The 24112-nt window shown below is 55.8% G+C and carries 18 protein-coding genes and 2 pseudogenes; 11 read left to right on the top strand and 9 right to left on the bottom strand.

Annotated elements, in window-relative coordinates; translation table 11 throughout:
• Positions 1 to 20 precede the first annotated feature (20 nt).
• On the bottom strand, positions 21 to 2228 hold the full coding sequence (locus EI77_RS15845; RefSeq protein WP_133796272.1) for a TonB-dependent receptor: 2208 nt from the start codon (positions 2226 to 2228) through the stop codon (positions 21 to 23).
• 514 nt (positions 2229 to 2742) lie between these two features.
• On the opposite strand from EI77_RS15845, the gene EI77_RS15850 reads away from it, so the two are divergent.
• Entirely contained in the window at positions 2743 to 4920 is a 2178-nt protein-coding gene (locus EI77_RS15850) for a PSD1 and planctomycete cytochrome C domain-containing protein (protein WP_243838882.1), read from the top strand.
• 205 nt (positions 4921 to 5125) lie between these two features.
• Here the strand turns inward: EI77_RS15850 and EI77_RS15855 are convergent, their stop codons facing one another.
• The 4 genes and pseudogenes from EI77_RS15855 to EI77_RS24110 form a co-directional block, all read right to left on the bottom strand.
• Positions 5126 to 6394, bottom strand: coding sequence for an MBL fold metallo-hydrolase (locus EI77_RS15855; RefSeq protein ID WP_425606544.1), 1269 nt, complete (start codon positions 6392 to 6394; stop codon positions 5126 to 5128).
• A 5-nt stretch (positions 6395 to 6399) separates the two neighbouring features.
• Positions 6400 to 6592, bottom strand: a pseudogene (locus tag EI77_RS24215) (hypothetical protein); the annotation flags it as partial.
• Positions 6593 to 6637: 45 nt separating this feature from the next.
• Positions 6638 to 9382, bottom strand: coding sequence for a tetratricopeptide repeat protein (locus EI77_RS15860; RefSeq protein WP_133796274.1), 2745 nt, complete (start codon positions 9380 to 9382; stop codon positions 6638 to 6640).
• A gap of 32 nt (positions 9383 to 9414) precedes the next feature.
• Positions 9415 to 9696: pseudogene (locus EI77_RS24110) on the bottom strand (hypothetical protein); the annotation flags it as partial.
• A gap of 304 nt (positions 9697 to 10000) precedes the next feature.
• Between EI77_RS24110 and EI77_RS15870 the strand changes: the two are divergent.
• Positions 10001 to 11476: a DUF1501 domain-containing protein gene (locus EI77_RS15870; protein WP_133796275.1), complete on the top strand. Its 1476-nt coding sequence runs from the start codon at positions 10001 to 10003 to the stop codon at positions 11474 to 11476.
• A gap of 7 nt (positions 11477 to 11483) precedes the next feature.
• On the opposite strand, the gene EI77_RS15875 is transcribed toward EI77_RS15870, so the two are convergent.
• From EI77_RS15875 to EI77_RS15885, 3 genes are all read right to left on the bottom strand, one after another.
• Complete coding sequence (locus tag EI77_RS15875) at positions 11484 to 11807, bottom strand: ArsR/SmtB family transcription factor (protein ID WP_133796276.1); 324 nt, start codon at positions 11805 to 11807, stop codon at positions 11484 to 11486.
• Between the two features lie 62 nt (positions 11808 to 11869).
• Positions 11870 to 12451 (bottom strand): DUF2062 domain-containing protein, encoded by a 582-nt coding sequence (locus tag EI77_RS15880; protein WP_133796277.1) that lies wholly within the window; start codon positions 12449 to 12451, stop codon positions 11870 to 11872.
• The gene (locus EI77_RS15885) at positions 12444 to 13262 is read right to left on the bottom strand and encodes an undecaprenyl-diphosphate phosphatase (protein WP_133796278.1); all 819 of its coding nucleotides are present in this window, start codon (positions 13260 to 13262) and stop codon (positions 12444 to 12446) included. Before EI77_RS15885 ends, EI77_RS15880 begins: the two co-directional genes overlap by 8 nt.
• 202 nt (positions 13263 to 13464) lie before the next feature.
• Here EI77_RS15885 and EI77_RS15890 point away from each other — a divergent pair, with 202 nt between their 5' ends.
• The 7 genes from EI77_RS15890 (at position 13465) to EI77_RS23405 (ending at position 18085) form a co-directional block, all read left to right on the top strand.
• Positions 13465 to 13821 carry a hypothetical protein gene (locus tag EI77_RS15890; protein ID WP_133796279.1) on the top strand — a complete coding sequence of 119 codons (357 nt, stop codon included), beginning with the start codon at positions 13465 to 13467 and terminating at the stop codon, positions 13819 to 13821.
• Positions 13822 to 13866: 45 nt separating this feature from the next.
• On the top strand, positions 13867 to 14343 hold the full coding sequence (locus EI77_RS15895; RefSeq protein ID WP_133796280.1) for a hypothetical protein: 477 nt from the start codon (positions 13867 to 13869) through the stop codon (positions 14341 to 14343).
• 68 nt (positions 14344 to 14411) lie between these two features.
• On the top strand, positions 14412 to 15065 hold the full coding sequence (locus EI77_RS15900; protein ID WP_133796281.1) for a hypothetical protein: 654 nt from the start codon (positions 14412 to 14414) through the stop codon (positions 15063 to 15065).
• Between the two features lie 171 nt (positions 15066 to 15236).
• Complete coding sequence (locus tag EI77_RS15905) at positions 15237 to 16379, top strand: lactonase family protein (protein WP_133796282.1); 1143 nt, start codon at positions 15237 to 15239, stop codon at positions 16377 to 16379.
• Between the two features lie 3 nt (positions 16380 to 16382).
• On the top strand, positions 16383 to 16769 hold the full coding sequence (locus EI77_RS15910) for a hypothetical protein (protein WP_133796283.1): 387 nt from the start codon (positions 16383 to 16385) through the stop codon (positions 16767 to 16769).
• 203 nt (positions 16770 to 16972) lie between these two features.
• Positions 16973 to 17863 (top strand): helix-turn-helix transcriptional regulator, encoded by an 891-nt coding sequence (locus EI77_RS15915; protein ID WP_133796284.1) that lies wholly within the window; start codon positions 16973 to 16975, stop codon positions 17861 to 17863.
• A gap of 63 nt (positions 17864 to 17926) precedes the next feature.
• Entirely contained in the window at positions 17927 to 18085 is a 159-nt protein-coding gene (locus EI77_RS23405; protein WP_166647294.1) for a hypothetical protein, read from the top strand.
• Between the two features lie 277 nt (positions 18086 to 18362).
• Here the strand turns inward: EI77_RS23405 and EI77_RS15920 are convergent, their stop codons facing one another.
• The gene (locus EI77_RS15920; RefSeq protein WP_133796285.1) at positions 18363 to 19850 is read right to left on the bottom strand and encodes a M81 family metallopeptidase; all 1488 of its coding nucleotides are present in this window, start codon (positions 19848 to 19850) and stop codon (positions 18363 to 18365) included.
• A 320-nt stretch (positions 19851 to 20170) separates the two neighbouring features.
• Between EI77_RS15920 and EI77_RS15925 the strand changes: the two genes are divergently transcribed.
• A complete protein-coding gene (locus tag EI77_RS15925) occupies positions 20171 to 21067 on the top strand; it encodes an AAA family ATPase (protein WP_133796353.1) in 897 nt (298 codons plus the stop codon).
• Between the two features lie 5 nt (positions 21068 to 21072).
• Positions 21073 to 24039, top strand: a complete 2967-nt coding sequence (locus EI77_RS15930; RefSeq protein WP_133796286.1) for a transglutaminaseTgpA domain-containing protein — start codon at positions 21073 to 21075, stop codon at positions 24037 to 24039.
• Positions 24040 to 24112: the final 73 nt, after the last annotated feature.

Here is a 24112-nt window from a genome sequence, read left to right on the forward strand (position 1 = left end):
ATCTCATCAGAAACCAAAGATTAAAACTTCACACCGACACGCACTCCAAAGGTGATCGGTGCCCCGCTTTCACCCAGGTAGCCCGATGGGGCCACGCCGCCGCCAAAAGGAATGGCCATGGGCACATACTCGGTGTCGAAAGCATTGTTCACAAATCCTTCGATGAACCAGGATTGATGGCGTACACCCACCCGGAAATTGGCCAGGGTATAGGCATCCTGTCCGGCTCCATTGATGCTGTCATAATCAAAGGCGCCGATGAACTGGACATCGCCACGCACATACGCGCTGTAACCCCGCCCCACATTCCATGAAAACTGGCTGCCTACGGTCACGGTATAGTCAGGCGTGAAAGGCACTTTATTGCCGCTGATGTCTGTGCCGCCGTCTGTGCTCCCGGACTGGAACTTCACATCCTGCCAGCCCGCGCTGCCGAACAGGTCCCAGCCGTTCACCGGGCGGAAATTCAGCCCCAGTTCGATGCCCTTGGATGAGGCGCTTCCTGCGTTGGTGATGTCGAACTGGGCAGGGCTGTTGGCGCTGGGGGTGTTGAGTTGCAGGTCCGTCCAGTCTGTATAAAACAGTGCCAGATTGTAGCTCAGCCGGTCTTCCATGGCACGGCCCTTCAGGCCCAGTTCATAGTTCCAGCTTTTCTCCTCGTCATAACTTTCGATGCCGTCATTGGCCGCAGTATTGAAACCGCCTGCTTTATAACCGCCGGCAAAGGAGAAGTAGGCCAGAGTATCCGGTGTGATGTCATAGGAAATGGCCGCCTGGGGTGTGATCTGGCTATAGCTGTTGGTGAGTGATTTACTGGAATTGATATTGGGTAAAAACGGCACTGCCACGGGCGTGCGATTCGTCCGCAGATCGGCCTCCTTGTCCTCATAATCCCAGCGTACGCCTGCTGTGAGATTCAGCTTTTCCCAAAGGGTAAGGGTGGACTGGAGGTAGGCTCCGATGCCCATGTCTGTCAGTCCGGTGTTTGTCCGGGTTGTATTGGCAGGTATAAACCCGCCGCCCAGAGCTGCCGCATCTTGAACCGTCTGCTGGTCATACTGCTGATGAAAAAGGAACAGCCCCGCCTGCCAGGCCAGGGTGGCCGTTTCGCTCAAGACCACCGGCTTGTCCAGCGGGTTGGAAAAACGGAACTCCTGTGTCCATGTCGTCTGCTGCTCGTGATTGTAACGCACCAGGAAAGAAGGCAGGCCACCTGGAAAACCAACGGCCGGGATAGGCCCGGCTGAATAGTCCAGATCCGTTTTATCCTCCGTATCCCACCACACAAAGCCAGTCGTGGAAGTGAAGTCGAAAGCTTTTGCATGATAGGTCACCTGGAGCGTCGGCAACAATACGTCGCGTGAGGTATAGCCTTCAAAATCACGTGCTGATTTCCTGGGGTCGCGGCGCAGTCCGCCCAGGTCGCTCAGTCCATAGTCACCGTCATCCGCTGTTTCCCCGGCCAGGATGAACCGCACTTCCAGTTTCTCGCTTGGAGCCCACAGAAATTGAGCCTTGCCGAAGGAGGAGCTCCGGTTGTCCAGGTCATGGCCGGTCAGTGTGTTTTCCGTATATCCATCCCGCTCATTGTGACCGCCTGCAAAGCTGAAGCCCAGTTGATCTTTGACCAGCGGACCGCTCACACGGCCACGCACATCATACAGATTGTAGCTACCAAAGGTCGTTTCAAATTCACCCTCGAAACTGTCCAGGGATGGGCGGCGGCTCGTTACATTGACAAGGCCTCCCACCGTATTCCGGCCAAAGAGCGCCCCGGCTGGACCGCGAACGAAGTCAATCTGCTCCACATCCAACAGCTCCAGGCTTGAGGAATTGCCGTTAAATTGCGGCACGCCATCATAATAAGTGGTTACACCAGGATTGTTGGGCGAACCAAAAAGTCCACGAAAGCGCGGGCTGCTCAGCTTCCTGGCGCTAAATTCAGAGAAATAAGTATTTGGGGAATATTGGGCGGCATCTTTCACCGTCCGCAGGGCATTCTGGTCGATGACCTCCCCGGTGGTAATGGTAGCGCTCAGGGGCAGCTTCAGCAGATCCTTCCCCAGCTTCGGTGCAGAAATCACCACCTCGGGCAGTGCCTCCGAAGTTGCTTGATTTTCTGTTTGTTGACCTGCTGCCTCCTGGCCGAAGGTCGAGAAAGGGACGGTGGACGCCAGCAGTCCAAGGACGGCCAGGATATGGTATCGTAGGTTAGTGGGCGGGAGCATCGGTGTGTATTGGCGAATATGCGCAAAATGGCAAATACAAACTCTTGGCTCATTCTGCCTCTTTCATTTTTTTTAAGTGCTCGGGCGGTAATCACGCATCTATCCCGCCAGCCTTGCATCGGGTCTGAAGTTGGTGGATAATATTAAACATGATTAAACGATTCATCCTTAACGTTCGAAACTGGAAGTCATGAAGCTCCGCCATTTCCCCTTCTCATCACGTGCATACCATTCATTCCTGCATCAAAAGCACCTTTCTAAGTTTCCCCATCATTCCCTGCGGGGATGTGATGGGGAAGCGAAATCCCCATCGCAACCTTCACAACATCAACGCCTTAGGTCCGGAAATCCCCACATGGGGAAAATTTCAATTTTCATCCCCATACCTGCATGTGGCTTCCCCATTTCCCCACGGCAAAGCGCCCTCCCGGCCACCGTGTCAAAATGACCTCTTTCATGCCGATTGTGTCCTTTCGGCAAGCTCTCACACCCCTAGCACGTAGTAGCTAATTCCATGCTTTACGGATTGAATGCTCTAAGCCCTATCAAGACTCTGACACTCATCAGCCTGTCAGCGTGGACGGGTGTTGCCATGGGAGCTGCCAAGCCAGACTTCAATCACGAAATCCGCCCCATCCTCGCCTCCAAATGTTACGCCTGTCATGGCCCTGATGAGGATAAGCGCGAAGCCGGTCTGCGCCTGGATGTCCGCGAAGAAGCCGTGAAAGAAGCCATCGTCCCCGGCTTCCCCGAGAAGAGCGAATTCTGGCACCGCTTGGTCACCACCGACAAGGATGACATCATGCCGCCTCCTTCATCGCCCAAGCAGCTCACGGAGAAGGAGCGTGATCTGCTCAATCGCTGGATCAAGGCAGGGGCCGAATACCAGCAGCACTGGTCCTTTCTGCCAGTCAAAAATCATCCACTGCCGAAGGTGGGAAATGCCGTTGGAGTCCGCAATGGCATTGATCTTTTCATCCGCCAAAAATTGGAAAAGAACGGTTTCCCTCCTTCGGCTGAAGCCGATCCCATCACCTTGATTCGGCGTGTCTCTTTGGACATCACCGGCCTGCCTCCCACCCCGGAAGAAGTGGCTGCTTTCACCCGCGAATTCGAATCCTCGCCCCGGGCCTATGATCAGCTTGTGGACCGCCTTTTGGCCTCCCCTCATTATGGAGAGCGCTGGGGCCGCCATTGGCTCGATCTCGCCCGCTATGCCGATAGCGAAGGTTTCCTGGGCGACAAAGTCCGCCCGAATGCCTACCACTTTCGTGATTGGGTGATCGAGTCCATCAACCACGATCTTCCCTTTGATCAATTCACCATCGAGCAGATCGCAGGCGACCTGCTGCCAGAGGCGCAAGTCCCACAATTACAAGCCGTCGGTTTCCACCGCAATGCTGCCCTCAATACTGAGGCCGGGGTGGACAAGGAAGAAGCCCGTTTTCAAAATCTGGCTGACCGTGTCAATACCACCTCCCGCGTCTGGATGGGCCTCACCCTCGGCTGCGCCCAATGCCATACCCATAAGTATGACCCCATCACCATCCGGGATTATTACAGCTTCTACGCCTACTTCAATAACACCCAGGACCTAGCGGAGCCGAAGACCAAGGCCCAGACCCTTGCGGAGGTCACCGAAAACCGCCGCCAGGCTTATGTCCACCTGGCCGGTGACTATGCCCGCCGCGGCCCGGATGTCATCCCAGCCACCCTCTCCGCCCTGCCCAAACTGAAGACCACCAGCGATGCTGAACAAACAAGACTGGACCTGGCCAAATGGCTCGTTTCACCCCAGCACCCTCTCACCAGCCGTGTGGCGGTAAACCAGGTCTGGAGCAAGCTATTCGGCACCGGCATCGTCAGTACTCCCGATGATTTCGGCACCAGCGGCGAATCCCCCTCACACCCTGAATTGCTCGACTGGCTCGCCATTCATTTCATGAAAAACGGTTGGAGCCGCAAGGAGCTCATTCGCCTTATCGTCACCTCCGCCACTTACCGGCAGTCGTCCTTGCACCGGGATGACATCCTGGAAACCGATCCATTGAACCGCCTGCTTTCCCGCCAGAACCGTCTCCGCCTGGAGGCTGAAGTGCTCCGCGATAGCTTCCTCACCGCCAGCGGTCTCCTCTCCCGCAACATCGGCGGCCCTAGCATCAAGCCCCCCTTGCCTGGCGATGTCTTCGATGTCGGCCGTTCCGTCAAATGGGAGCTCAGCGAGGGCAATGATCGCTACCGCCGCGGCCTCTACATCCTCACCATGCGCAGCATCCTGTATCCGATGCTCACCACCTTCGATGCCCCCGATGCCAGCGAGGCCTGCGTCAAACGCGACCGCTCCAACACCCCCCTCCAGGCCCTCACCCTGATGAACGACCCCGTCTTCGTCGAGGCCGCTCAAGCTCTTGCCCTGCGTGTCATTCAGGAAAGCCCCCGCAATACCGCCGCCCGCCTGAATACCCTATTCCACCGCTGCCTCTCCCGCCACCCCCGCCCCGAGGAAACCCAGCGCCTCCTCGCCTTCCACGCCGAACAAAAAGCACGTGTAAAAAAAGGCGGTGCCGATTCCCTCCAAGTCCTCAGCTTCTTCAAGGACCAAGTCCCTCAAAAAGACGCCCAAGAAACCGCCGTCCTCGTCGCCCTCGCCCGCGTCCTCCTGAACCTCGACGAGTTCATCAACCGCGAGTAACTGGTAGGGACGCCCCGCGCCACAAACTCCTGGTAGGGACGCGCTGCGCCGCGTCCGACTTCTTTCCCCTCCCATGGCCCCCGAGAGGAGCCCGGGCACTCCTGCCCGCTTCGTCTGATCTCGCGGCTCCGCCCCCACGGTATCCTCCCGCCGTCGAACCCCAGCGGGGTTCCGTCGGGGTCTTGCGGACGGGATGCACGAACATTTAAAGTACCATCCAACCTCCAGTGGTAAATGGGGAAGGGTCTGCATTGACCTGGATTCGTTGGCTGCAGGAGAAATCGGCCCAAACCTCTGGGTTCGGGTGGTTTGTATTCTGCCGACTGGGATCAGATGAAAAAACCGCGAGTACGGCGTTAATTTTACTACCAAGGCCCGATCTCCAGTTTGTTCTTGAACCATGATGATTGACCTGAAAAATTCCCAATTTTTCCATCCGCTTTTGCCCCATCCGTTGATAGAGTTCTGCAAAAGATTTATTGGAATTTAAATAGCCATCTCCAGAATAAAGAATACTGCATTTGTCTGTAATGCCTGGGGCCGTAGGATGGCACCTATAATAACAAGGGAGGCGACTTGGATAATCTATTGAATTCGTGTTATGATCCAACATTTTAGTGCCGTTCCAAGATTCATAGACTGGACCCGCATATAAAAATAAAGAAATCTCATTCCTTGGGCGGTCGTTACTGCCGAACTGTCTGTCATAGACTTCTTTTAAAGCTTTCAAGGCTGAAGTTCGCTCTGTAGAGGTTTTCAAAAGCTCTTCGCGAAGCTCGTTTACTTTGAGTGCAAACGCAGAATCCATTTTATAGCGGGCAGTGTTGTAAGTACAAAATTCCCACAGCCCCTCAAGAGTAATCGCCTGATTTTCTGTCAGCATCAGCGGCAACTGAGAAGTGCTCCCAGTTCCTCGAAACTCAGCCGAAATTTCCAATCCAGCTTTCTGGTCTGCCATCGGGAACCTCGCCTTCCAGCCATCCTCAGGTAGACCTTCAGGTCTCCAACCATCAACAGGAAGAATCTCTCCTTCGCTAGGAGGCACGATGATGATTTGACCGATTGTACCGAGGCCATTTAAATAACCTATAGGGTCTATATAGCGAGACATCCGTTTTTCATCAAGATGTGACCCTTCGTCAAACCCTATCAACAAGCGTCGCCAAAGAGGCACATACGGCAACAACAAAGTCTTGACATCAAATTGGTTAAGCAACTCTGGCACACCTGAAATATGATCATCATCAAAATGTGACAATACAAGGAGATCAATTTCGGGCTTCAAATTTACAAAGTCCTTCAATTTTCTCACTTCACTGTGCCAAAAATTTTGTGAATGCGAGGAAACCGAACCACAGTCGTACACCCAGAGAAATTTTGGCGTTGGTGTCGCGGATTGATAAACACAACCCGATGCGAATTGACCCTGGCCAACTTGATTGAACTGGTATTGAAAGCAGGCGTGCGTTTTCATACTTATTATTCTAAATCTAGCCCCGGCAGCCCAATCACGATCTTCATCGGCTCCAGGCTTACCGTGATCACCCGCAGAAACAGTCCAGCGGATACCGGGGATTGTCCATCGTTTCAGTGGCCCAGAGGTTGGGGCATTGACGATTCCGCTGTCCTTGTCGGTCGTCACGGCCTGGAGTTCCATCACCCATTTCAGTGGCAGACACCCGGAAAGAAGAGAAGTTCTTAGATCCCTGTTGATTTTTCATGAGAACTTTATGCGAAGTGATTCTAACTCGGCTTGGAGGGCAGCTCTGAATTTATCGTCACTGCATTCCGCGACGGCATGAGAAAGCGTGTCCACAGCGCTACGGTTTCCGATAGATGCCTCGATACGCGCTTTGACCTGTAAAAACGCACTCGAATACTGGCCATTCGTGGTTGCTCTCAATGCCTCCTCAATTGAAGCCAGAGCATCGTGATTTTTTTCGAGTCCAAACAGAGCTTGCGCATGACGATGCCACCAATGTGCTTGATTGGCAGCCTTGCTACATCCATTCAGCGTATCCAATGCCTCTTGAAAGCGTTGGAGACGGATGAGACAATCAGCCTTCGATGTGAGATGATACTCATTCGGATACGGAGTGCGATCATAATAGGCTATGGCTTGTTCAAACCAAGTTTCACAGACGAAAGTTGGGCTCCCAGACTCCGAATGAGCTTTTACAATGCATTTTATAAACTCAGCAATATTGAAACACTCACTTCGCTTAGCATTAATAGCAGGTGGGAAAGTGACGATCTCAGCCATTTCAATCACCCGCTGCGGATTGCGATAGAAGACCAGCCGCCCAATTTGCCCCAACGCGCGATAGGGTTGGGAAAATCCCTCAGCAGCAGCTAACCTTATGGCCTCGCCAAGAAGATCGCGACGAGAAGCCAAATACTGATCTTTTATTGGCTTGTATGAAATCTTCGCGAGTTCTGAAAATGCAGCTAAGACAATTGTAATTGCCACGTCCTCCTGAGCATTCGCAAATGCTTCCAAAATCTTCGTGATGTGGGCCACACATCCAGAGTCTCTTTTACGCTCTTTTATTCGCGCAAGTTGGAGATGCGCGTGGAATGCTTTTGAATCAAATCTTAGAACCTCCTCGAAATCAGACGCAGCAGCATCGAAATCGCCATTCCAAAACAGCAATTTACCCCGATGATGAATAAGATCGGATCTAGTCAGGGTCTGAGCCTTCTTGCTGAGCGCCTCATTGTAGTTTTGAATCCCATCGCTCAAAATCAGCTTTCGCACATTTTCGTCGGGCTCATCCCAGTATCTTTTTTCTATCGACTCGATTACCGATAGACGTGCTTCGCGATTGGCATCCAAAGAAATGAGAGGCCAATTGCGCAGCTTTTCCAAGAAATCGATCGATTTGCTGATTCGCTCAGATAACAGGAAAAAGTAAGCTTCAGCAGATGGTATCGGTTTTCCTGGGTTCACCCAGCATTCTATCTTATCAGAGTGAATCTGTAAGGTTCGATGAAAATGGTAAGACCCTGTTTCCCACGAGGCGATCAAAAACGCCTTAAACTTGGTTTCAACTTCGGAATCTGAAATATCTCCAGCGTTAAAATGCTGCAAGCAGGCGAAAACCAAGTCGTGGATAATACACATACCTCCCGCGCTTTTCTTGAGAAGTGACCTCCTAATCAACTTTGAGATCCCACTCGGCCCAAGAACGGTCAACGCCATTTCAACATCAAAGGAGAGGGAATTGAGCCAGCGAAGCGCTCGAAGATCATTCGCGATTCCGTCGCTATGATTCAGCAGAATTCGCTGAAGGATTGTTTCTTGATTCGGTCCTTCATAAATCGGGATATTGGATAAATCATTGACGATGGCCTGCCATTTGATGCCAAGTTCCCGAACTGTGTCACGAATGATCGCCAATGTTAGCGGGTGACATCCGACTCGACTGCATATCTGATTTACCTGCCCTTGTGAAGGGGAATTGCCTGACTCCACTCCTAGAACCTTTTCTGCTGATTCGAGACTGAGTGGTGGCAACTCAATCGAAAACACATCGCCTAACGGCCTACTGATACATGTGATCAGCACTTGTGTTTCATTATGAAGTTTTAGTGGAAGCAACCGCTTTAGAGCAGATGCGTCGCCTTTCCAATCATCAACGACAAGAAGACAGGCGGCAGTGCATAGATGAGAGGACAGGTTAATGCTCACACCAAGTCTCGCTACTGTCACAGCTTGGAGGCTCTGAAGTCCCTCTATGTCTTTCCCTGAAATCCAAAAAACGTTGCGAAAAGCCACATGACTGGTCTTTGCATAAGCTGTTGCCGCGTATGACTTGCCGCTTCCACTAATCCCGTTTATTGCGACCACCTGATTAGCACTTAATGCATCATTGAGTACGGTGGTTCTCACCTGATCATCAACATAGTCAGGCGGCAGATCAGGCACAGCATGAGATATGGCATGCTCAGTCCAAGCTTTCCAAAGACTTGGGAGAAAATCAGCAAAATACTCCACCAAATTGTTTTCTTTGATGGCTCGATCGTAAATCTCTAAAGCTATACGATCACGATCATAAATCTCCAACTTCACCTCGTCGCCAATAACATTGAAGGCAGCGTTCAGGACTTTTGGCCAATCAGAATTCCGACATGCTTGGGTTGAGATAAGGTATAGGAAACGAACTTGTGGAGCTTGGTTTTTCACGTGGTGGCAGTCGGCGCAAAGCTTTGTAAATGGCGATTCAAAATAGCCAGCCTCACTGGAATATTCGCCAACCAAAGTGCGGTCGGTGGAAAACGTGTCCACGGTATATCCAACCGGTTTTCCATCGCGATTTAAGCCGCGATGGATTAATGACATCCCTTTGATTACTTGAATTAAGCAGTGACCAACATACTCGATGCCTGCTGCGTCAAGGTTTTCAATATCATCTGCAAGGGCCGCAACAGCAGCCTGCTTTCGTTTTTGGATCGCGCCCATGATTCAAACCAATCTTCCTTGTTTTTTGTGAGCGCGCGGCTGAACACATCCAGCGAATGATAGGTAGAAAAAATGACGCTCATGTGCTGGGCGTCGTGCCGCTTTGTCACCTCATAAGCGAGGCGCTTGGCATCCGTGGTGCTGGGATAACGCAGTTCATGGTCGAAGGTTTCGACGAAGTTCGCATTGTTCTTGTCACGCTTCTTGCCCACCTCGGCATCTGAGCAGACGGGGAAGGAGTGCAAAGGAATGCCGCTCTCCTGAGTCCATTCAATCAAGGATTGGGAAAGCAAATTCAACGAGGGGACCAAGAAGAATTCCGCGTAGCTTGCCTCGTAACGGAAGTAGGTGCAAATCAGTTCCTCGAAGTAGCTGCCTTTTTCCTTCTGGCTCTGGGCGGCGGTGCGATATTGAGCAGGGATGCTTTGAAGAGGGGTCATGGGAGATGCGTCGGGCCTTATCAAATTCCCGAGTCCCTATACAAGCGGTCCCTGCCCACCGTGGCAAGAAAGATGAGGCAAAATGCCAGAGAGAGAAAGCACTCGCACTCATCCTTCATTTCCCAAATTGCCACTCCCTCCGCAATACCCCTGACTCCCGCTGCGTAATCTTCTCACTATGTCCCCCCAAGATTATTTCACCCAGACCCGGCGCGATTTCCTGGCGACGAGTTCTTGCGGGCTGGGGACGGCGGCGCTGGCTTCGTTGCTGGGGCAGGACGGGTTGATGGGGGCGGAGGGGATGCCGGCGAATCCGCTGGCTTCGCGGAAGCCACATTTTGCGCCGAAGGCGGAGCGGTGCATCTTCATTTTCCTGGAGGGCGGACCGAGCCAGATGGACCTCTTTGACCCGAAGCCGCTGCTGAACAAGTATGACGGCCAGGCGCTGCCGGACTCGATTGTGGGCGATGCCAAGTTCGCTTTCCTGCAAAAGGAAACGGCCCGCGTGATGGGCACGAAGCGGGTCTTTAAAAAGCATGGCAAGTGCGGCATGGAGCTGTCGGATCTGCTGCCGCACATCGCTACCTGTGCGGATGACATCGCGCTGATCCGGTCCATGCACACGACGCAGTTTAACCACCTGCCGGGCCAGCTCATGCTGAACTGCGGTGCTCCATTGTTAGGCCGCCCCAGCGTCGGGTCCTGGGTGACGTATGGACTGGGCAATGCCTCGCAGGAACTGCCGTCCTATGTGGTGATGGTCTCCAAAGGTCGTGGCCTACCCGGTGGCAGCTCTACCTGGGCGAGCGGCTTTTTGCCGTCCTCCTATGGCGGGGTGATGTTCCGCAACGGGGCCTCGCCGGTGCTGAACCTGGCGAACCCGGACGGCATCACGCGGGAGATGCAACAGTCCAGCCTGGGCGCGCTGAATGACCTGAACCGCCTGCGCCATCGCCACATCGGCGATCCTGAAATCGCCAGCCGCATCAACAGCTATGAGCTGGCCTTTAAGATGCAAAGCGCTGCACCGGAGCTGGTGGACATCGCCGGGGAATCCCAGGCCACTTTGGATGCCTATGGCATCAACCGCATCGAGCCACCGATTAAGAGCAACCTGGGTGGCATCGGCAATTACCAAGTCTTCTCCCGCCAATGTCTCCAGGCCCGCCGTATGGTCGAGCGCGGGGTCCGGTATGTGAACATCATCCACGCCTCCTGGGACCATCACAGCAGTCTGGATCCCCAGCTGGAGCATAATTGCGGCATGGTGGACCAGCCTATTGCTGCCTTGTTAAAAGATCTCAAACAGCGTGGTCTGCTCGATACCACCCTCGTCGTCTGGGGCAGTGAATTTGGCCGCACGGCTCTTGGTGAAAACCGTCCCGGTGCCAAGAAGATCACCGGGCGTGATCACCACCCGGCCGCCTTTTCCCTGTGGATGGCGGGCGGCGGAATCAAAGGTGGTCAGGTCTATGGCGAGAGCGACGACTTCGCCTGGAACGTGGCCAAAGATCCTGTCTCCATCCATGATTTCCACGCCACCATCCTGCGCCTGTTCGGCATGGACCACACCAAGCTGACCTACCGTTTCCAAGGCCGAGAGTTCCGCCTCACGGATGTCCATGGCGAGGTGGTCAAGGGACTTCTGGCCTAACTAAATATTATTCCTCGTCAAACTGGTCCAGGTGAAACTGGCAGCAGCCTAGATCCAGTGTCTGGGTGCCTGCCTTCATGCGGGAGCGGAAGGCTTCGGCCAGGGAATAGACCCGCTGTTGGCTATGCTTCTCTACCTCGATCAGGCCTGCCTCACGTAGCACACGCAGGTGCTTGGAGGCATTGTAGGGTGTCGCGGAAAGTTCCTCGCAGAGGTCGTTCACACACCTTGGTCCGCCCAGCAGGGCACGCACCAGCGCAAAGCGCGTCGGCTCGCCGAGCGCTCGCATGGCGGTGAGGCAGTCAAAGTGGATGCGACGGCTTCGGGGCATGGGCAATGCTTACGCTGACAGCCGCTATGCGCAAGACCCGGCTGCGGTGCTTCCGCGCTCTTTTAGCTATTGAGATCTTTCAGCGGCAGAGTGGGCTGCTTGCGATATTTGTTCCACTGGTCAATGGCCCCCCAGATGAGGTAGGTGAGGACGTATGAAACGGGCACCAGCACTGCGCCCAAGATCACCCCGCCAAAGAGCATGACGGGCGCATGCTCCCTCAAGGCCAGCCACATCTCAGCGACGTGTTCAGGAAACTTCGTGGGGAATGGGGTCGATGGAACTTCGGTCAGGAAAGCCAGCGCCCATTTACCGACATTGTATTCCAGGGGGATCAAGGCCGCCATGGTCACAGGATTGCTGACCCAGCACATGGCGATGGCGATGGGGATGTTTACCCGGAAGACGGCGGCCAGGATGACGGCCGATGGCATCTGGATGGGCAGCAATTGCAAGGTCACAAAAGTGCCCACAGCCATGCCGCCGGCAAAGGTGTGCTGGGTAGGCCGCCAGACCCGTTTGTCCAAAAAGTGACGTGCGAACCAACGCATGACGGGGCGAGTCTTCAGCTTTCTTGGATGCTTGAAGAATCGGTAGGTCTTGAAAACTGACCTGCGGAAATAGCCTTTGGCAAAATCAACCATGGGTGGAGGTACTGTGATTTGCAGTGGCGGCGTAGATGAGCAGTCCTGCACCCAAGACAATGCGGTAGATGGCGAAGCTGTTGAAGGTGTGGCTTTGGACAAAACGGATCAGCCATTTCACCACGATAAAGGCTGATAAGGCGCTGACCACGGTGCCCAGGGCGACCATGGACCAGTCTTCACTGCCGGCTCCATGCTTGCGTAGCTCGGAGAAGATTTGCAAACCTCCCGCCGCCGTTAATGTGGGGATGCCCAGCAGAAAGGAGAACTCTGTGGCCGCAGGACGGGCAATGCCGAAGGCCATGGCCATCAGGATACTTGCTCCAGAACGAGAGGTGCCGGGGAATACTGCGGCTAGAAGCTGTGCCGCGGCCACGGCTACCACCACTGCCCAGGTGATCTCCATGGCCCCGGCCTTGCCCCGGTATAAGCGCTCCAGCCAAAGGATCAGCAGGCCGCCGATCAAAGTGGCCCAGGCGACCGGGGTGACGGTATCCGGCAGTTTGATATTCAGCCATTTGATGACCAGTCCACCGAGGGCGGTGAGGAGAAAAGCGGCCGCCAGTTTGGCCAGATAGTCCCTGGTTTCCGGCTTGGCCAGAGTCATGGCCAGTTCCTTCACCCGCTTGCTAAAGACCGCCAATACGGCCAGAACTGCACCGCTTTGGATGACCACGTTAAAAAGGTCACTCTTCGTCGGCAGCCAGCCAAGGGTTTGGGGAATTAGCAGATGTCCGGTGGAGGAAATGGGCAGGAATTCGGTGACACCTTCGATGATGCCGAGCAGGATAACTGAGAGCCAGGGGGGCATGGGATGACAGGTCGGAAAATCAGGGGAAGGATGGGCGGGCGGTCACTAACGGGCCGATATGGACGATTGCAAGCTCTGGGCATAAACCGATGACAATCGAGTGACATCTTTGCTTCAAATTACGAGCGTCAAAAGAAGGCTGATTGACAGCTGGGGAGCGGGCTGTTAGTATAAATCTGCTGGAGGACATGTCTCTTCACTTATGAAATTTCCCGTTTTCATCCTTCCTTGTTTACTCGGTTTATCCTGCTGCATTCTCACTGGCTGTGATGAAGTCAGGACCACTCTGGAGAAGCGTGATAAGGACAGTGCGAGGCTGGATGAGCTGATCGCTGAAAACACTAATTTGGAGAACAAGCTGCTTGCTTTGAAGCAGGGGGCACCGCCAAACATTGCAACTGCTCAGAATGCTTTCTTTCAGGCAGAAAAGGCTGCCAAAGACCTTGAGTATTACACCCAGCAACTGGACACGGCGGTCAAAAATTATGAGGAAAGCGCGGCTTTGTTGAAAGCCATGGAGTCAGAAATGGTGGCCCTGCGCCAGATACCCAGACCCTGAGTATTCCCTTTATAGTAAACCGACTCTCCTTCGCTCCCCGTATTCATGAAAAACTTCATTGCTCTGCTCGTGTTCATTTCCGCCGGTGCCTCCTGGTATGTCTGGCACCAATATAGTCAGGCTAAAAAACAGAATGCCGAGTTCACGGAAAATTTGGTTATTCATGAGCAGGCTATCGTGATGCGCCGTGCTGAAGTTCAAGCTTATAGCCAGCTCAATGACCTGCTCAAAAAGGTGCGTGACAAGCAGTCTGAAATTGCGCTTGTTCAAGGCAAGGAACGGCTTTTGAAAGAGAAGCTGGTCTCGCTGAGACAACAAAGGTCAGATATTATCAATTCTGCGCGCAGGTCTTTTGTGGGCCAGACCATCCCTGAACTGACTTTGACGGATGGACGAAAGCTGATAACGGTGAGAGTCCTGAATGTGGAGGAAAGTGGTCTGTCCGTGAGCCTTCCCAGTGGCGTACAAAAGATATCCCGCGCGGAGCTTCCTCAGGATTGGCGCACAAGGCTGCATTATTGATCAAGGTTGGGTGAGGATACTCGTTTAGGCTTGCTTGACGGAGGACGCTACCTTCAGATTTACGCCAAATGAACAACCTCATAAAAATACGGATACTGAGCCTAGTCGCAGTTGTGCTGGCGACGAATCTAAAAGCTGCGGAAGTTCCAGAACTGGATCGTCTTAAAGAAGCTTATCGCGGAGCGGTGGGACGGGTGGTGAATCCGTTGACGCAGATGTATTTGACGGAGCTTGAGAAATTGCGGGACGTCTATACTCAGGCGGGCAATGTTGTGGGGGCGGATACGGTGAAGGCGGAGATCGCTGTCATTACGCAGAAAATAGCGGATGCAGGCAAAGGCACTGAAACGTTGATGGAGGCCATGGTGGTGGTGCCGCCTAATGATCCCAATGGAGTCACTTTCGGGCCCGTGCATCGCGGGGATGTGATCACGCTGAGTTACCTGGGCGGCATGTGGAAAAATGCGGGTCGCCTCGCCACGGAGAATCCAGATGCCATCATCACTGAAAAGGGTGAGCAAAGCCGCCTGGTGATTGCGGCCCCGCCAGAAAATGGTGTTCCGGGCACAGTCTATCAGGTGGTCCCTCCTCATACGGCGGCGAAACCTTTCAGTTATACCGTCCCACAGTCCGCTGCTGCCGTGGTGCTGCGCATCAACGCTAACAGTGACGATAAGAGTAATCCGGGTTTTGTGACGTATAGGCTAACGCTTAGCCGGTAATGGTATAGAACTGGAGGTGGATGATGTGTGTGCGGAGACGGGAATGGTGAATGAGATGTCGTGTGCGCTCCACTTTAGGAGGCCGTGCAGATCTGACATGGCTGCCAGGGGATGATTCTTTTGCGAGGGCTTGACGTCTGGGAGCGTTACTTTCAGGCTCTTTGAATTCTTATGAACCGCGCTTCTCTTTCCTTTCTCTTCGCCGCTCTGACCACGACAGCCATCGCGGGGGACAATTACCTGGTTTATTTTGGCTGCCAGACGGGTCCGAAGACGGGCAGCAAGGGCATCTATGTCTCCAGCTTTAATAGTGGCACGGGGGAACTGGGGGAGCCTGCGCTGGCGGTGGAGACCGGAAGTCCGGGTTTCCTGGCCATTCATCCTAACAAAAAGTATCTTTACGCGATTGGCGAATTGGCCGGTGGAGACAAGACGAAGGGTGGTGTCAGTGCCTTCAAGATCAATCTCCCGGACGGCAAGCTGAGCCTGCTCAACCAGGTGTCCTCCGTCGGTGTGGGGCCCTGCCATGTGTCGGTGGATAAAACGGGGCAGATGGCGATGATCGCCAATTATGGCGGCGGAAGTGTGGCGAGTTATGCCATCGGCGAGGATGGTTCTTTGAGCGAGGCAGTCACCTTTGTGCAACACGAAGGCAGCAGTGTGGATGTGCGCCGACAGGCTGGCCCGCATGCGCACAGCATGAATGTTAGTCCTGACAACCGCTTCGCCTTTGCGTGTGATCTTGGATTGGACAAGGTGCTTATTTACAAGATTGATCCAGTTACCGCGAAGATGACGGACCATGGCCATGGTACGGTGCCCGCGGGCAGCGGGCCGCGGCATCTGGCGTTTCACCCTAACGGGAAGTTTGTTTTTGTGAACAATGAGATGCTAATGACTGTGACCTCCTTTGCCTATGATGCGGAGAAGGGGATGCTGACGGAGATCGAAACGGTTTCCACCCTGCCTGAGGCGGACCGCGGCAAGCCGGGTTTCAGCACGGCGGAGACGGTGGTGCATCCGAATGGCAAGTTTGTGTATGTCTCCAATCGGACGCATGACACCATCGCCGTTTTTGCCTGCGATGAGGCGACGGGCAAACTGAAGCTGATCCAGAATGCGCCTGCGGAGGGACAGGTGCCGCGTAATTTTAATCTGGACCCCTCAGGCAAATGGATGATCGTGGGACATCAGAACAGCCAGACGGCGGGCCTTTTCAAGGTGGATGCGGAAACTGGGATGCTTACCTTCACCGGAAAAAAGGTGTCTGTGGGTGGTGCTATTTGCGTGCGTTTTTTAGCCCTGGAGAAGTGAATCATGAGTGGCGCTTTTCGGACCCCTGATAACAAGCCTGATGCGCGTGAGCGCGAAAAGGAGCGAAACATTGCCGAGTACCATGAGGCGATTGCAGAGTCCAGCTACCGGTGGGCGACGGCGATTTTGATCTTGGGACTGGTCGTCATCGCCACGCCTCAATTAGATGTGAGCGCCTGGAATTGGTACATTGTCGGGGTGGTGGCGCTGGTGATGATCGTGTTCTCTATCCGGATGATGATGCATGGACGCGTGGGCAATAGTCTCATCTGTCTTTTCTGCGCTTTGGCGGTGCTGCCGGGTTGGGTTTTGATTGCCCCTGATGCGGTGAAAGCAGGGCATGATTTCTATGAGATGATTGTCAAGCAGTGGAAGGACAAGCTGGGGTGAAGGAGTGGTGGAGGGAGGGAGTGGTGGAGGGAGGGAGTGGTGGAGGGAGGGAGTGGTGGAGGGAGGGAGTGGTGGAGGGAGGGAGTTCTCGTTGATGCAATTGATACGCAGTCGCAAATAAGGTTTGCGTGTGGCATTTTCAGAAGGTAGGACTGGGGCGTTGTGCATCTCATGTGGGATGCAGCTGATTTCTTTTTCCGCCTGTGTCCTTGCTATTTCCTGCCTTTGAAAGCCGATGGCTGGGTGCTGATGCCCAGCACGGGGGCAGGCATTGGCTGCAGGCGATGAGGCCGGGGGCTGTGATGGTGGTGCTCTTACTGGAAGGCAGCGTGCGGGTGGATTGGTCGATGAAGAGCCACCGCGAGATCGCAGGAAACAGCCTGATCTGGATGAATACGGCGGTGGCACTGCCTGAGAGCTTGCGGCTGGTGGGCGGGAAAGCCCATGAGGCGCTGGCGCTGCATTTCCCCATCGAATGGGTGCACCAAAGCCTGACGAGCCTGAGGCAGGAAATGGCGGCTGATTTTCGCACTCTGCTGCTGGGACCGCATCCGGCTACGCCGCTGCTCACTCGTCCCCTGGAGGCGGAGGACCGGGCGTGGACCCGATCGCTCATGGCCCCGACTCTTTGCTCGGCCGCTCGCCAGCTTTTGGAAGGCAGCCGGATGAGTGAATTTTTCTTCCGCAAGGTGCTAACCGAATCGAAGGGGGAGGAGCTTTTTTGCACACGCACGCGGCGTCTGTCTTTGGAGCGGGTGGCTAAGGTGAGGAAGGCGCTGCTGGCCAATCTGGAAGAGCCGCCAGCGCTGGAGGAGCTGGCCCGGCTGTGCGGCTGCAATCCACAGTATCTTTCACGTACGTTTTCTGAGGCGGCGGGCACGACGATCAGCCTGTATCTGCGGCGGCTACGGATCGAGCGTGCGGCGGAAATGCTGGCTGCCGGGCAGGCCAATGCCAGCGAGGCCGCGCTGGAGGTGGGCTATCGCAGCCTCAGTCATTTCAGCCAGGCTTTCCGGGCTGAAAAAGGCATCTCACCCAGCGCCTGGGTGCGTGGTCCGCAGCCCCCTGCAAATGCCCGACAACTCTCCGCATGAGGGCGACAGCATCTTTGAGCGAACAAATCGATCATCTTAACGTCTAACCATAAACCCCCTGCAATGAACTACACCAACCTCGACAGTCGTCTGAAACTTCACAGCCTGAGCCCCAGCTTTCTGCGCCGCCTGAAAAAAATCCGGAAGAACAGCCTGAAGGCCCGTGCCGCCACGCCGAAAAAGAATCCTCCTCCGAGTACGGATGGGCTGGTGGCGGGGTGAGGGATCTCTGCAGTACCCTCATTTATGGATGACCCGGTGGATAAACCTGTATTCAGGGATCATTGGCAACCGACCAGAAGAACCAGGCGAGGCCTGCGCTAGACAGGAAGACAACGCACCATCTTATCCAGAGACCGGTCTTGCCCGGTATTGTGAAAAGAAGGTCAATGAAGGGTCTAAGCATACAGGTGGTATTGTTCAAGCTGCAAAGCGTGTCAAATACTTAGGGAGATGAATTCCGCCTGTTTTGATGGCCCTTCGACTGCGAAAATACTTTTCAGGACATCTCATCCAGAGGATAGATGGGGCGCTGGACTTTTTCGTATGGGAATCCTTGGAGGTGGCTGCTGCAGGGGCCGGGAGTGTCCACGAAGATCATTTGGGTGGCGATGGAGTCGTAGGCCTGGTGATGGGAAACGGCGGCTTTGACTCCGATGACGGAGAAGCTGGAGGGTTCTAGACCCTGGCTGCGCCATTGGCCCAGGTCATTCGGAGGTGTCTTGATGCTGGTGAGGAGGATGGTCAGTTCTTTGTGCCGGACGACGCCGCAGGGGCCCATGTCATAGCTGCTGCCGTTGATGGCGGCGAAATGGCTTTGGGTGTCTTCGAGGTCGAATTTGCCATCGCTGTGGGAAAGGACTTCGACTTCGATTTGCACGGGACCCGCGTCCAAGCGGCTACCTTTGCCTCCCATGGCGATCATGGTGCGGTCACCGTTGCGGAACTGGCGTGCGGTGGCCACGGCTTCGGCATCATGCATGCAGACGGCGCAGTTGGGGATGCGCCAGTGGATCAGAGCGCGCATGAGGGCGGTGCAATCACCAGGGGCTCCGGCACCTATGTTATCCGCCGGTTCGACCAGGACGGTGAGGCCGGGAGGCGGGGTGACGAGATCTCCGATGACGTGGGAAAGGGGTGGCTCGGGAGCTGTGCCTTGCTCGCGCATGGCCCAGGCGGCATCGCTGAGCTTTTGCAATTGGGAGCTGACATCCACGGTGGCGGCGATGACGAAGCTGACGCCGGTATGGGGTGTATCTGCGAAGGAGAATCCGGCGACGACGCTGACGGACCAGATGCCGGATTCCCGGTCACTCTCTATCTCGCGAGCCATGGCCTCAAGGGTTTTCATGGGCTCCCTAGCGGTGCCTGTGCCGGTGGGAGGCCACATGAGGGGCGGATGAATGTATTGTTGGTTAGGCTTTTCGCCGGTGGTCAGGCAGCGTTGGAGCAGGCGGGCGGCATCCCGGGCTGCTTTGCGAGCATCGGTGTGAGGGTTTTCACGAAAGGCGACAAGGCAGTCTGAGAGCGAGGCCATGCGCGGGGTGAAATTGGCATGTGGATCAAAGACGCCAAAGACGGGGATCTGGGCTGCCCAGGGAAGAGCACGCAACCGCTGCAACAATTCGCCTTCCACATCATCAAATGATGGCGAGACCATGGCACCATGCAGGAAGAGGTAGATGGCATCAATGCCGGTTTCCAGGTGAGGGGCGGCGTGATCGAGAAAATCTGCCCAGAACGCCTCAACGGCAAGGTCTTCCACCATGGCCCCTGGTTGTGCGCGATAATCCACGGTGGGCAGCATTTCCCAGCCGAAACTTTCGGCCAGTTCCAGCACGCCGCCTAGTGGTGAGGCATCTCCTGCATCGTCCAGGATTTCATCTCCACGGCGGATGGCAAAATCCGCCAGGACCGTGAAGCCATCCAGAAAGGTATGGGTTTCATGGAACAACCCTGCGATGAGGATGCGGGAGGGAGAATTCATAAGAACTGAAGGCATACACGCGGCGCAGAATAACACCGAGCTTATTCCGTCTGTCGGGTGCAAACTGCGTCTGTAAAAGATCAAAGCTACGCTGGGTATTGGAGATGTTTTCCTGAGCGTGAGCACGGAGTACGTCAAACGGGGAGCAGGGAGCGAGTGTGGGAGGGTCAGCCGGACACGCTATAGCGAACGTAAAAACAATGTGAATCGCGGAACAGGCTTGCCATGAGGGTGGTCAAAAAGCGACACTCTAAATATCACCCCCCTTTGTTGTGTCTTCCCGTCCCATTACCCCTGCCGATGCCACGCTGCCTGAATCGGTGGCTGCCCAGTCCCATCAAAAGCTGCAACGGCTCATCCAGGGGGTATCGCAGATCATTGTGGGCAAAGAGGAGGTGATCCGCCTGGCGGTGGCCTGCCTACTGGCGCGGGGGCATTTGCTGTTTGAAGACCAACCGGGTGTGGGTAAAACGCTGCTTTCTCAGGCGCTGGCGCAGGCGCTGGGGTTGCAGTTCCGGCGGGTACAGTTCACCAGTGATCTGCTGCCTGCGGATATCTTGGGAGCATCTATTTTTGACCGGGAGGCGGGCAGTTTTGTGTTTCATCCCGGCCCTGTTTTTACCCAGGTGCTGCTGGCGGATGAGATCAACCGGGCGACGCCGAAAACGCAATCCGCCCTGCTGGAGGCGATGGAGGAGGGAAAGGTGACTTCAGACGGTATCACGCATGCTTTGCCGCAACCGTTCTTTGTGATTGCGACGCAGAATCCGTCGTCCCAGATCGGTACGTTCATGCTGCCGGAGTCACAGTTGGACCGGTTTTTGATGAGGCTGGCTTTGGGTGTGCCGGACCGGGCGGCGGAGCGCTCGATCCTCCAGGGGCAGGACCGGCGGGAGATGCTGAGGGCGATGCCGGTGGTGCTGTCCTGGCCGGAAATGCAGGAGATGCAGGCCTCCGTAAAACAGGTGCATGTGTCTGGCCCGTTGCTGGATTATTTACAGGACCTCCTGAGCGCGAGCCGCGCTGACGGGCGTGGATTGTCCCCACGCGGTGGGCTGGCCCTGCTGAATGCGGCGCGTGCCTGGGCTCTGCTGCAAGGGCGGACGATGGTGCTGCCTGAGGATGTGCAGGACGTGGGAGTGGCGGTGATGGCGCACCGTCTGGAAGGCGATGGTGGCACGGCCATGCGCCTGCTGGAGGAAACGGTCATCCCCTGATCCTCATGAATCAGGAAGGCAGTATTCATGCTGAGGTGCACCTGCCCGCAAAGGTGGCTGCGAAGGGTGGACGAATGCGAGCCTTTTTCAAAAAAGGGCCTGCACAGGACTTTTCATTCACCACGCGGGTGCGCATGAACCTGCATACGGTTTCCTGGTTCGGCTTGTGTTGTACCATGGGCTATGCCGGGGCGGTGCAGGCGAATGGGGCGGCTTATCTGCTGGCCTTCATGACGGGTGCGTTGGGGGTGATGAGCTATGTTTATGCGCGGGCGAATCTGCGCGGTCTGGAGGTGCGTGTGGGGGCTGCGCCGGTACAGCTTGCGGGAAAGGGGGAGGTGCTGCCGGTCGAACTGCGTGCATCCTATGGGCATGCTCCCTGTGGAATCGAGGTCATATTGGTGGGCGCTCCCGAGTCGAGCTTTGTGGAGGAAGTGGTGAACGGTCAGCCGGTAAGGTTGCACCTTCGCATGCCTCCTGCCGGACAACCGCTGCGCTTGCTGCTGCGGAGTGCGTATCCACTGGGCCTGCTGAAAGCGCAGCGTCTAGTGAATGTGGAGCTGACGCGGCATGCGGTACCTGCGGCATCTGGAGATCTGGCTTTGCCGCAGGGTACGGTGCTATCGTCCGGGAGCGATGGCCGCAGCGGTGGTTATTCGCCACCCAGCCGTGAGGGGGATGACTTCGCAGGTGTGCGTGAATGGCAGCCTGGGGATTCACCTCGGCACATCGACTGGCGGGCCGTGGCGCGTGGGCGGCCGCTGATGGTGAAAACGTGGGCCAAAGGTACCAGTGAGGCGGTGGCGATGGACTGGGAAACCCTACCGCTGCCAGTGGCTGAGCGGGCGGGCCAGATGGTGCGCTGGATCCAAATGTGTGAGCAGCAGGGACTGTCGTATTCTCTGAAACTGCCGGGCCAGGAAATCTCCGCAGGGCAGGGGGAGTCCCATGCGCGGCGCTGCCTGGCAGCGCTGGCGGAGCTCCATGCCGGGGGCGCGACGTCGGCAGAAACTCCGCAGAGCGCACGTGTGCCTGCGAGTTATGAACGGCGCATCGGTGTACCCCGGGGCCCGCTGGGGCTGCTGAGTGCGGTGCTGTTCATGACCGTGTTACCCCTTCAGGATCTGGTGGCGGTGCCGGTCCTGGTGCTATTCTTTTTGAGCCTGTCGTATCGCAGCCTCATCGCGCGGCCGCTCAAGCATCGATGGCTGCCGCTTTCCGTGACCGCCCTCGGCGTGGCGGGGCTTTATTTCACGCAGGGGGATCTGCTGAGCATGGAAGCAGGGATAGCACTGCTGATCGTGCTTTCTGGAGGAAAAATGCTGGAATCCCGGTCTCCCCATGATTTCCAGGTGATGGCAATGATCGGCTGGTTTCTCTGCCTCTGCGGGCTGCTGGCCGACCAGAGCATCGGCCGTGCGGTGCTGATGTTTGGAGCGTACGCATTGATCACCGGCTGCATGGTGCGTTTCCGGCGGGGTGTGGTGGGGTGGAAGATTCCCGCCAGACAGACGACGCGACTTTTGCTCCAGGCCCTGCCGATGGTGGTGATCCTTTTTGTTATCTTCCCACGAGTGAGCCTGGATTCCCTGGTGCGGCTGGGTTCCAGGAGGACGACGGTGACAGGCATCCCAACTTCGCTGGATCCTGGTAAGGTGCTCCAGATCGCCAAAAATACGGAAAGGGCCTTTCGGGTGGAGTTTCCTGAAGGGGTGATTCCTTCGAATAATCAACGTTACTGGCGCTGTGTGGTTTTGTGGGATTGCTGGGGGCTGAGCTGGAACCGTGGACTGGGGCTGAGCTATGGGCCGCGTATCCGGCAGGCGGAGGCTGGGGACATTCGCCAGACCATCACGCTGGAGCCGCATGGCCAGACCTGGCTGCCTGCACTGGATTACCCAGTTTATGGAACGGACGGACGGGCGGATCTGACGCTGCATGCGGAGCGCCTCCTGAGCGCCCATGAGCCTGTCCGTAAACAACGGCGTCTCAATGTGCTTTCGCGGCCGCAATTGGTCTGGGAGCCGCTGCCGGAGTCTCATCGTCTGGCGGCGCTGCAGGTCCCCCGGGATTTTTCTGTGAATCTGAGGAGCCTGGCGGAGCAGTGGAGGCAGGCTTCAGCGAATGATCAGCAGGTGGTGGAAGCAGGACTTAATTACCTGCGAACCCAGGGTTTCAAATACACGATGGAGCCGGGGACGTATCTCGGGCCGGGAGCCCTGGAGGAATTCGTGCTGCGGCGGCGCATTGGTTTTTGTGAGCATTTCAGCGCTGCCTTTGCCTCGCTGATGCGGGCGGCGGGGGTGCCTTCACGGGTGATCATGGGTTATCAAGGCGGTGAGATGTCCATGACGGGTACTCATTTGATCGTGCGCCAGTCGGATGCGCATTCCTGGACGGAGGTGTGGTTGGAGGGAGCAGGCTGGACACGCATAGATCCGACGGCTGTGCTGGCCCCCGGACGGGTGAATCAGGGACTGCAAAGTTTCATGCTCGGCGGGGAAGAGGAACTGGAAAGGCAGCGGGACACCTGGTGGTGGCAGATCCGGGAGCGGACGGAGCTTTTTTGGGATCAGGTCAATGACCAGTGGTATCAAGTGATCAGCTTTGATGAAGAGTCCCAGTTTGGCTGGCTGAGCTGGCTGGGGGTCAGTGGGGCGCAGCAAGTTTACCTGCTCCTGGGTAGTTTTTTTATAGTGCTCCTGCTGCTGGGTATTCTTAATCTATGGCTGCGCAGGCCTGCCCGGGATACCGATGCCTGGAGGCTGGCCTGGGAGCGGCTATGCCGGCATTTGGAGGGGCTGGGGATGCCCGCCCGAAGAGCCAATGAAGGTCCGCAGGCCTATGCGCTACGCATTGCCAGTGAGCGTCCGCAGGTCATGGAACTGGCGCAGCAGTATGCGGAGTCACGCTACGGCACGAAAGCGGCGTCTCTGACCGCGTTTAAAAAAGCCGTGCGCTTACTGCGCTGACGGTGGCAAACTATCTCGGCGGCACCAGGAATCAGATGTTCCCTGGTACCGCCGAGAGTTGCGACTGGTGCCC

Source organism: Prosthecobacter fusiformis (assembly GCF_004364345.1).
GTDB classification, from domain to species: Bacteria; Verrucomicrobiota; Verrucomicrobiia; order Verrucomicrobiales; family Verrucomicrobiaceae; genus Prosthecobacter; species Prosthecobacter fusiformis.

Bases quoted from the DNA above. Each gene is read 5' to 3' on its own strand.
- EI77_RS15870 (WP_133796275.1), top strand. From the start codon at position 10,001: ATGTCCCCCCAAGATTATTTCACCCAGACCCGGCGCGATTTCCTGGCG.
- EI77_RS15890 (WP_133796279.1), top strand. From the start codon at position 13,465: ATGAAATTTCCCGTTTTCATCCTTCCTTGTTTACTCGGTTTATCCTGC.
- EI77_RS15910 (WP_133796283.1), top strand. From the start codon at position 16,383: ATGAGTGGCGCTTTTCGGACCCCTGATAACAAGCCTGATGCGCGTGAG.
- EI77_RS15880 (WP_133796277.1), bottom strand. From the start codon at position 12,451: ATGGTTGATTTTGCCAAAGGCTATTTCCGCAGGTCAGTTTTCAAGACC.
- EI77_RS15930 (WP_133796286.1), top strand. From the start codon at position 21,073: ATGAATCAGGAAGGCAGTATTCATGCTGAGGTGCACCTGCCCGCAAAG.
- EI77_RS15850 (WP_243838882.1), top strand. From the start codon at position 2,743: ATGCTTTACGGATTGAATGCTCTAAGCCCTATCAAGACTCTGACACTC.
- EI77_RS15895 (WP_133796280.1), top strand. From the start codon at position 13,867: ATGAAAAACTTCATTGCTCTGCTCGTGTTCATTTCCGCCGGTGCCTCC.
- EI77_RS15900 (WP_133796281.1), top strand. From the start codon at position 14,412: ATGAACAACCTCATAAAAATACGGATACTGAGCCTAGTCGCAGTTGTG.
- EI77_RS15860 (WP_133796274.1), bottom strand. From the start codon at position 9,382: ATGGGCGCGATCCAAAAACGAAAGCAGGCTGCTGTTGCGGCCCTTGCA.
- EI77_RS15875 (WP_133796276.1), bottom strand. From the start codon at position 11,807: ATGCCCCGAAGCCGTCGCATCCACTTTGACTGCCTCACCGCCATGCGA.
- EI77_RS15855 (WP_425606544.1), bottom strand. From the start codon at position 6,394: ATGAAAACGCACGCCTGCTTTCAATACCAGTTCAATCAAGTTGGCCAG.
- EI77_RS15905 (WP_133796282.1), top strand. From the start codon at position 15,237: ATGAACCGCGCTTCTCTTTCCTTTCTCTTCGCCGCTCTGACCACGACA.
- EI77_RS15885 (WP_133796278.1), bottom strand. From the start codon at position 13,262: ATGCCCCCCTGGCTCTCAGTTATCCTGCTCGGCATCATCGAAGGTGTC.
- EI77_RS15920 (WP_133796285.1), bottom strand. From the start codon at position 19,850: ATGAATTCTCCCTCCCGCATCCTCATCGCAGGGTTGTTCCATGAAACC.
- EI77_RS15845 (WP_133796272.1), bottom strand. From the start codon at position 2,228: ATGCTCCCGCCCACTAACCTACGATACCATATCCTGGCCGTCCTTGGA.
- EI77_RS23405 (WP_166647294.1), top strand. From the start codon at position 17,927: ATGAACTACACCAACCTCGACAGTCGTCTGAAACTTCACAGCCTGAGC.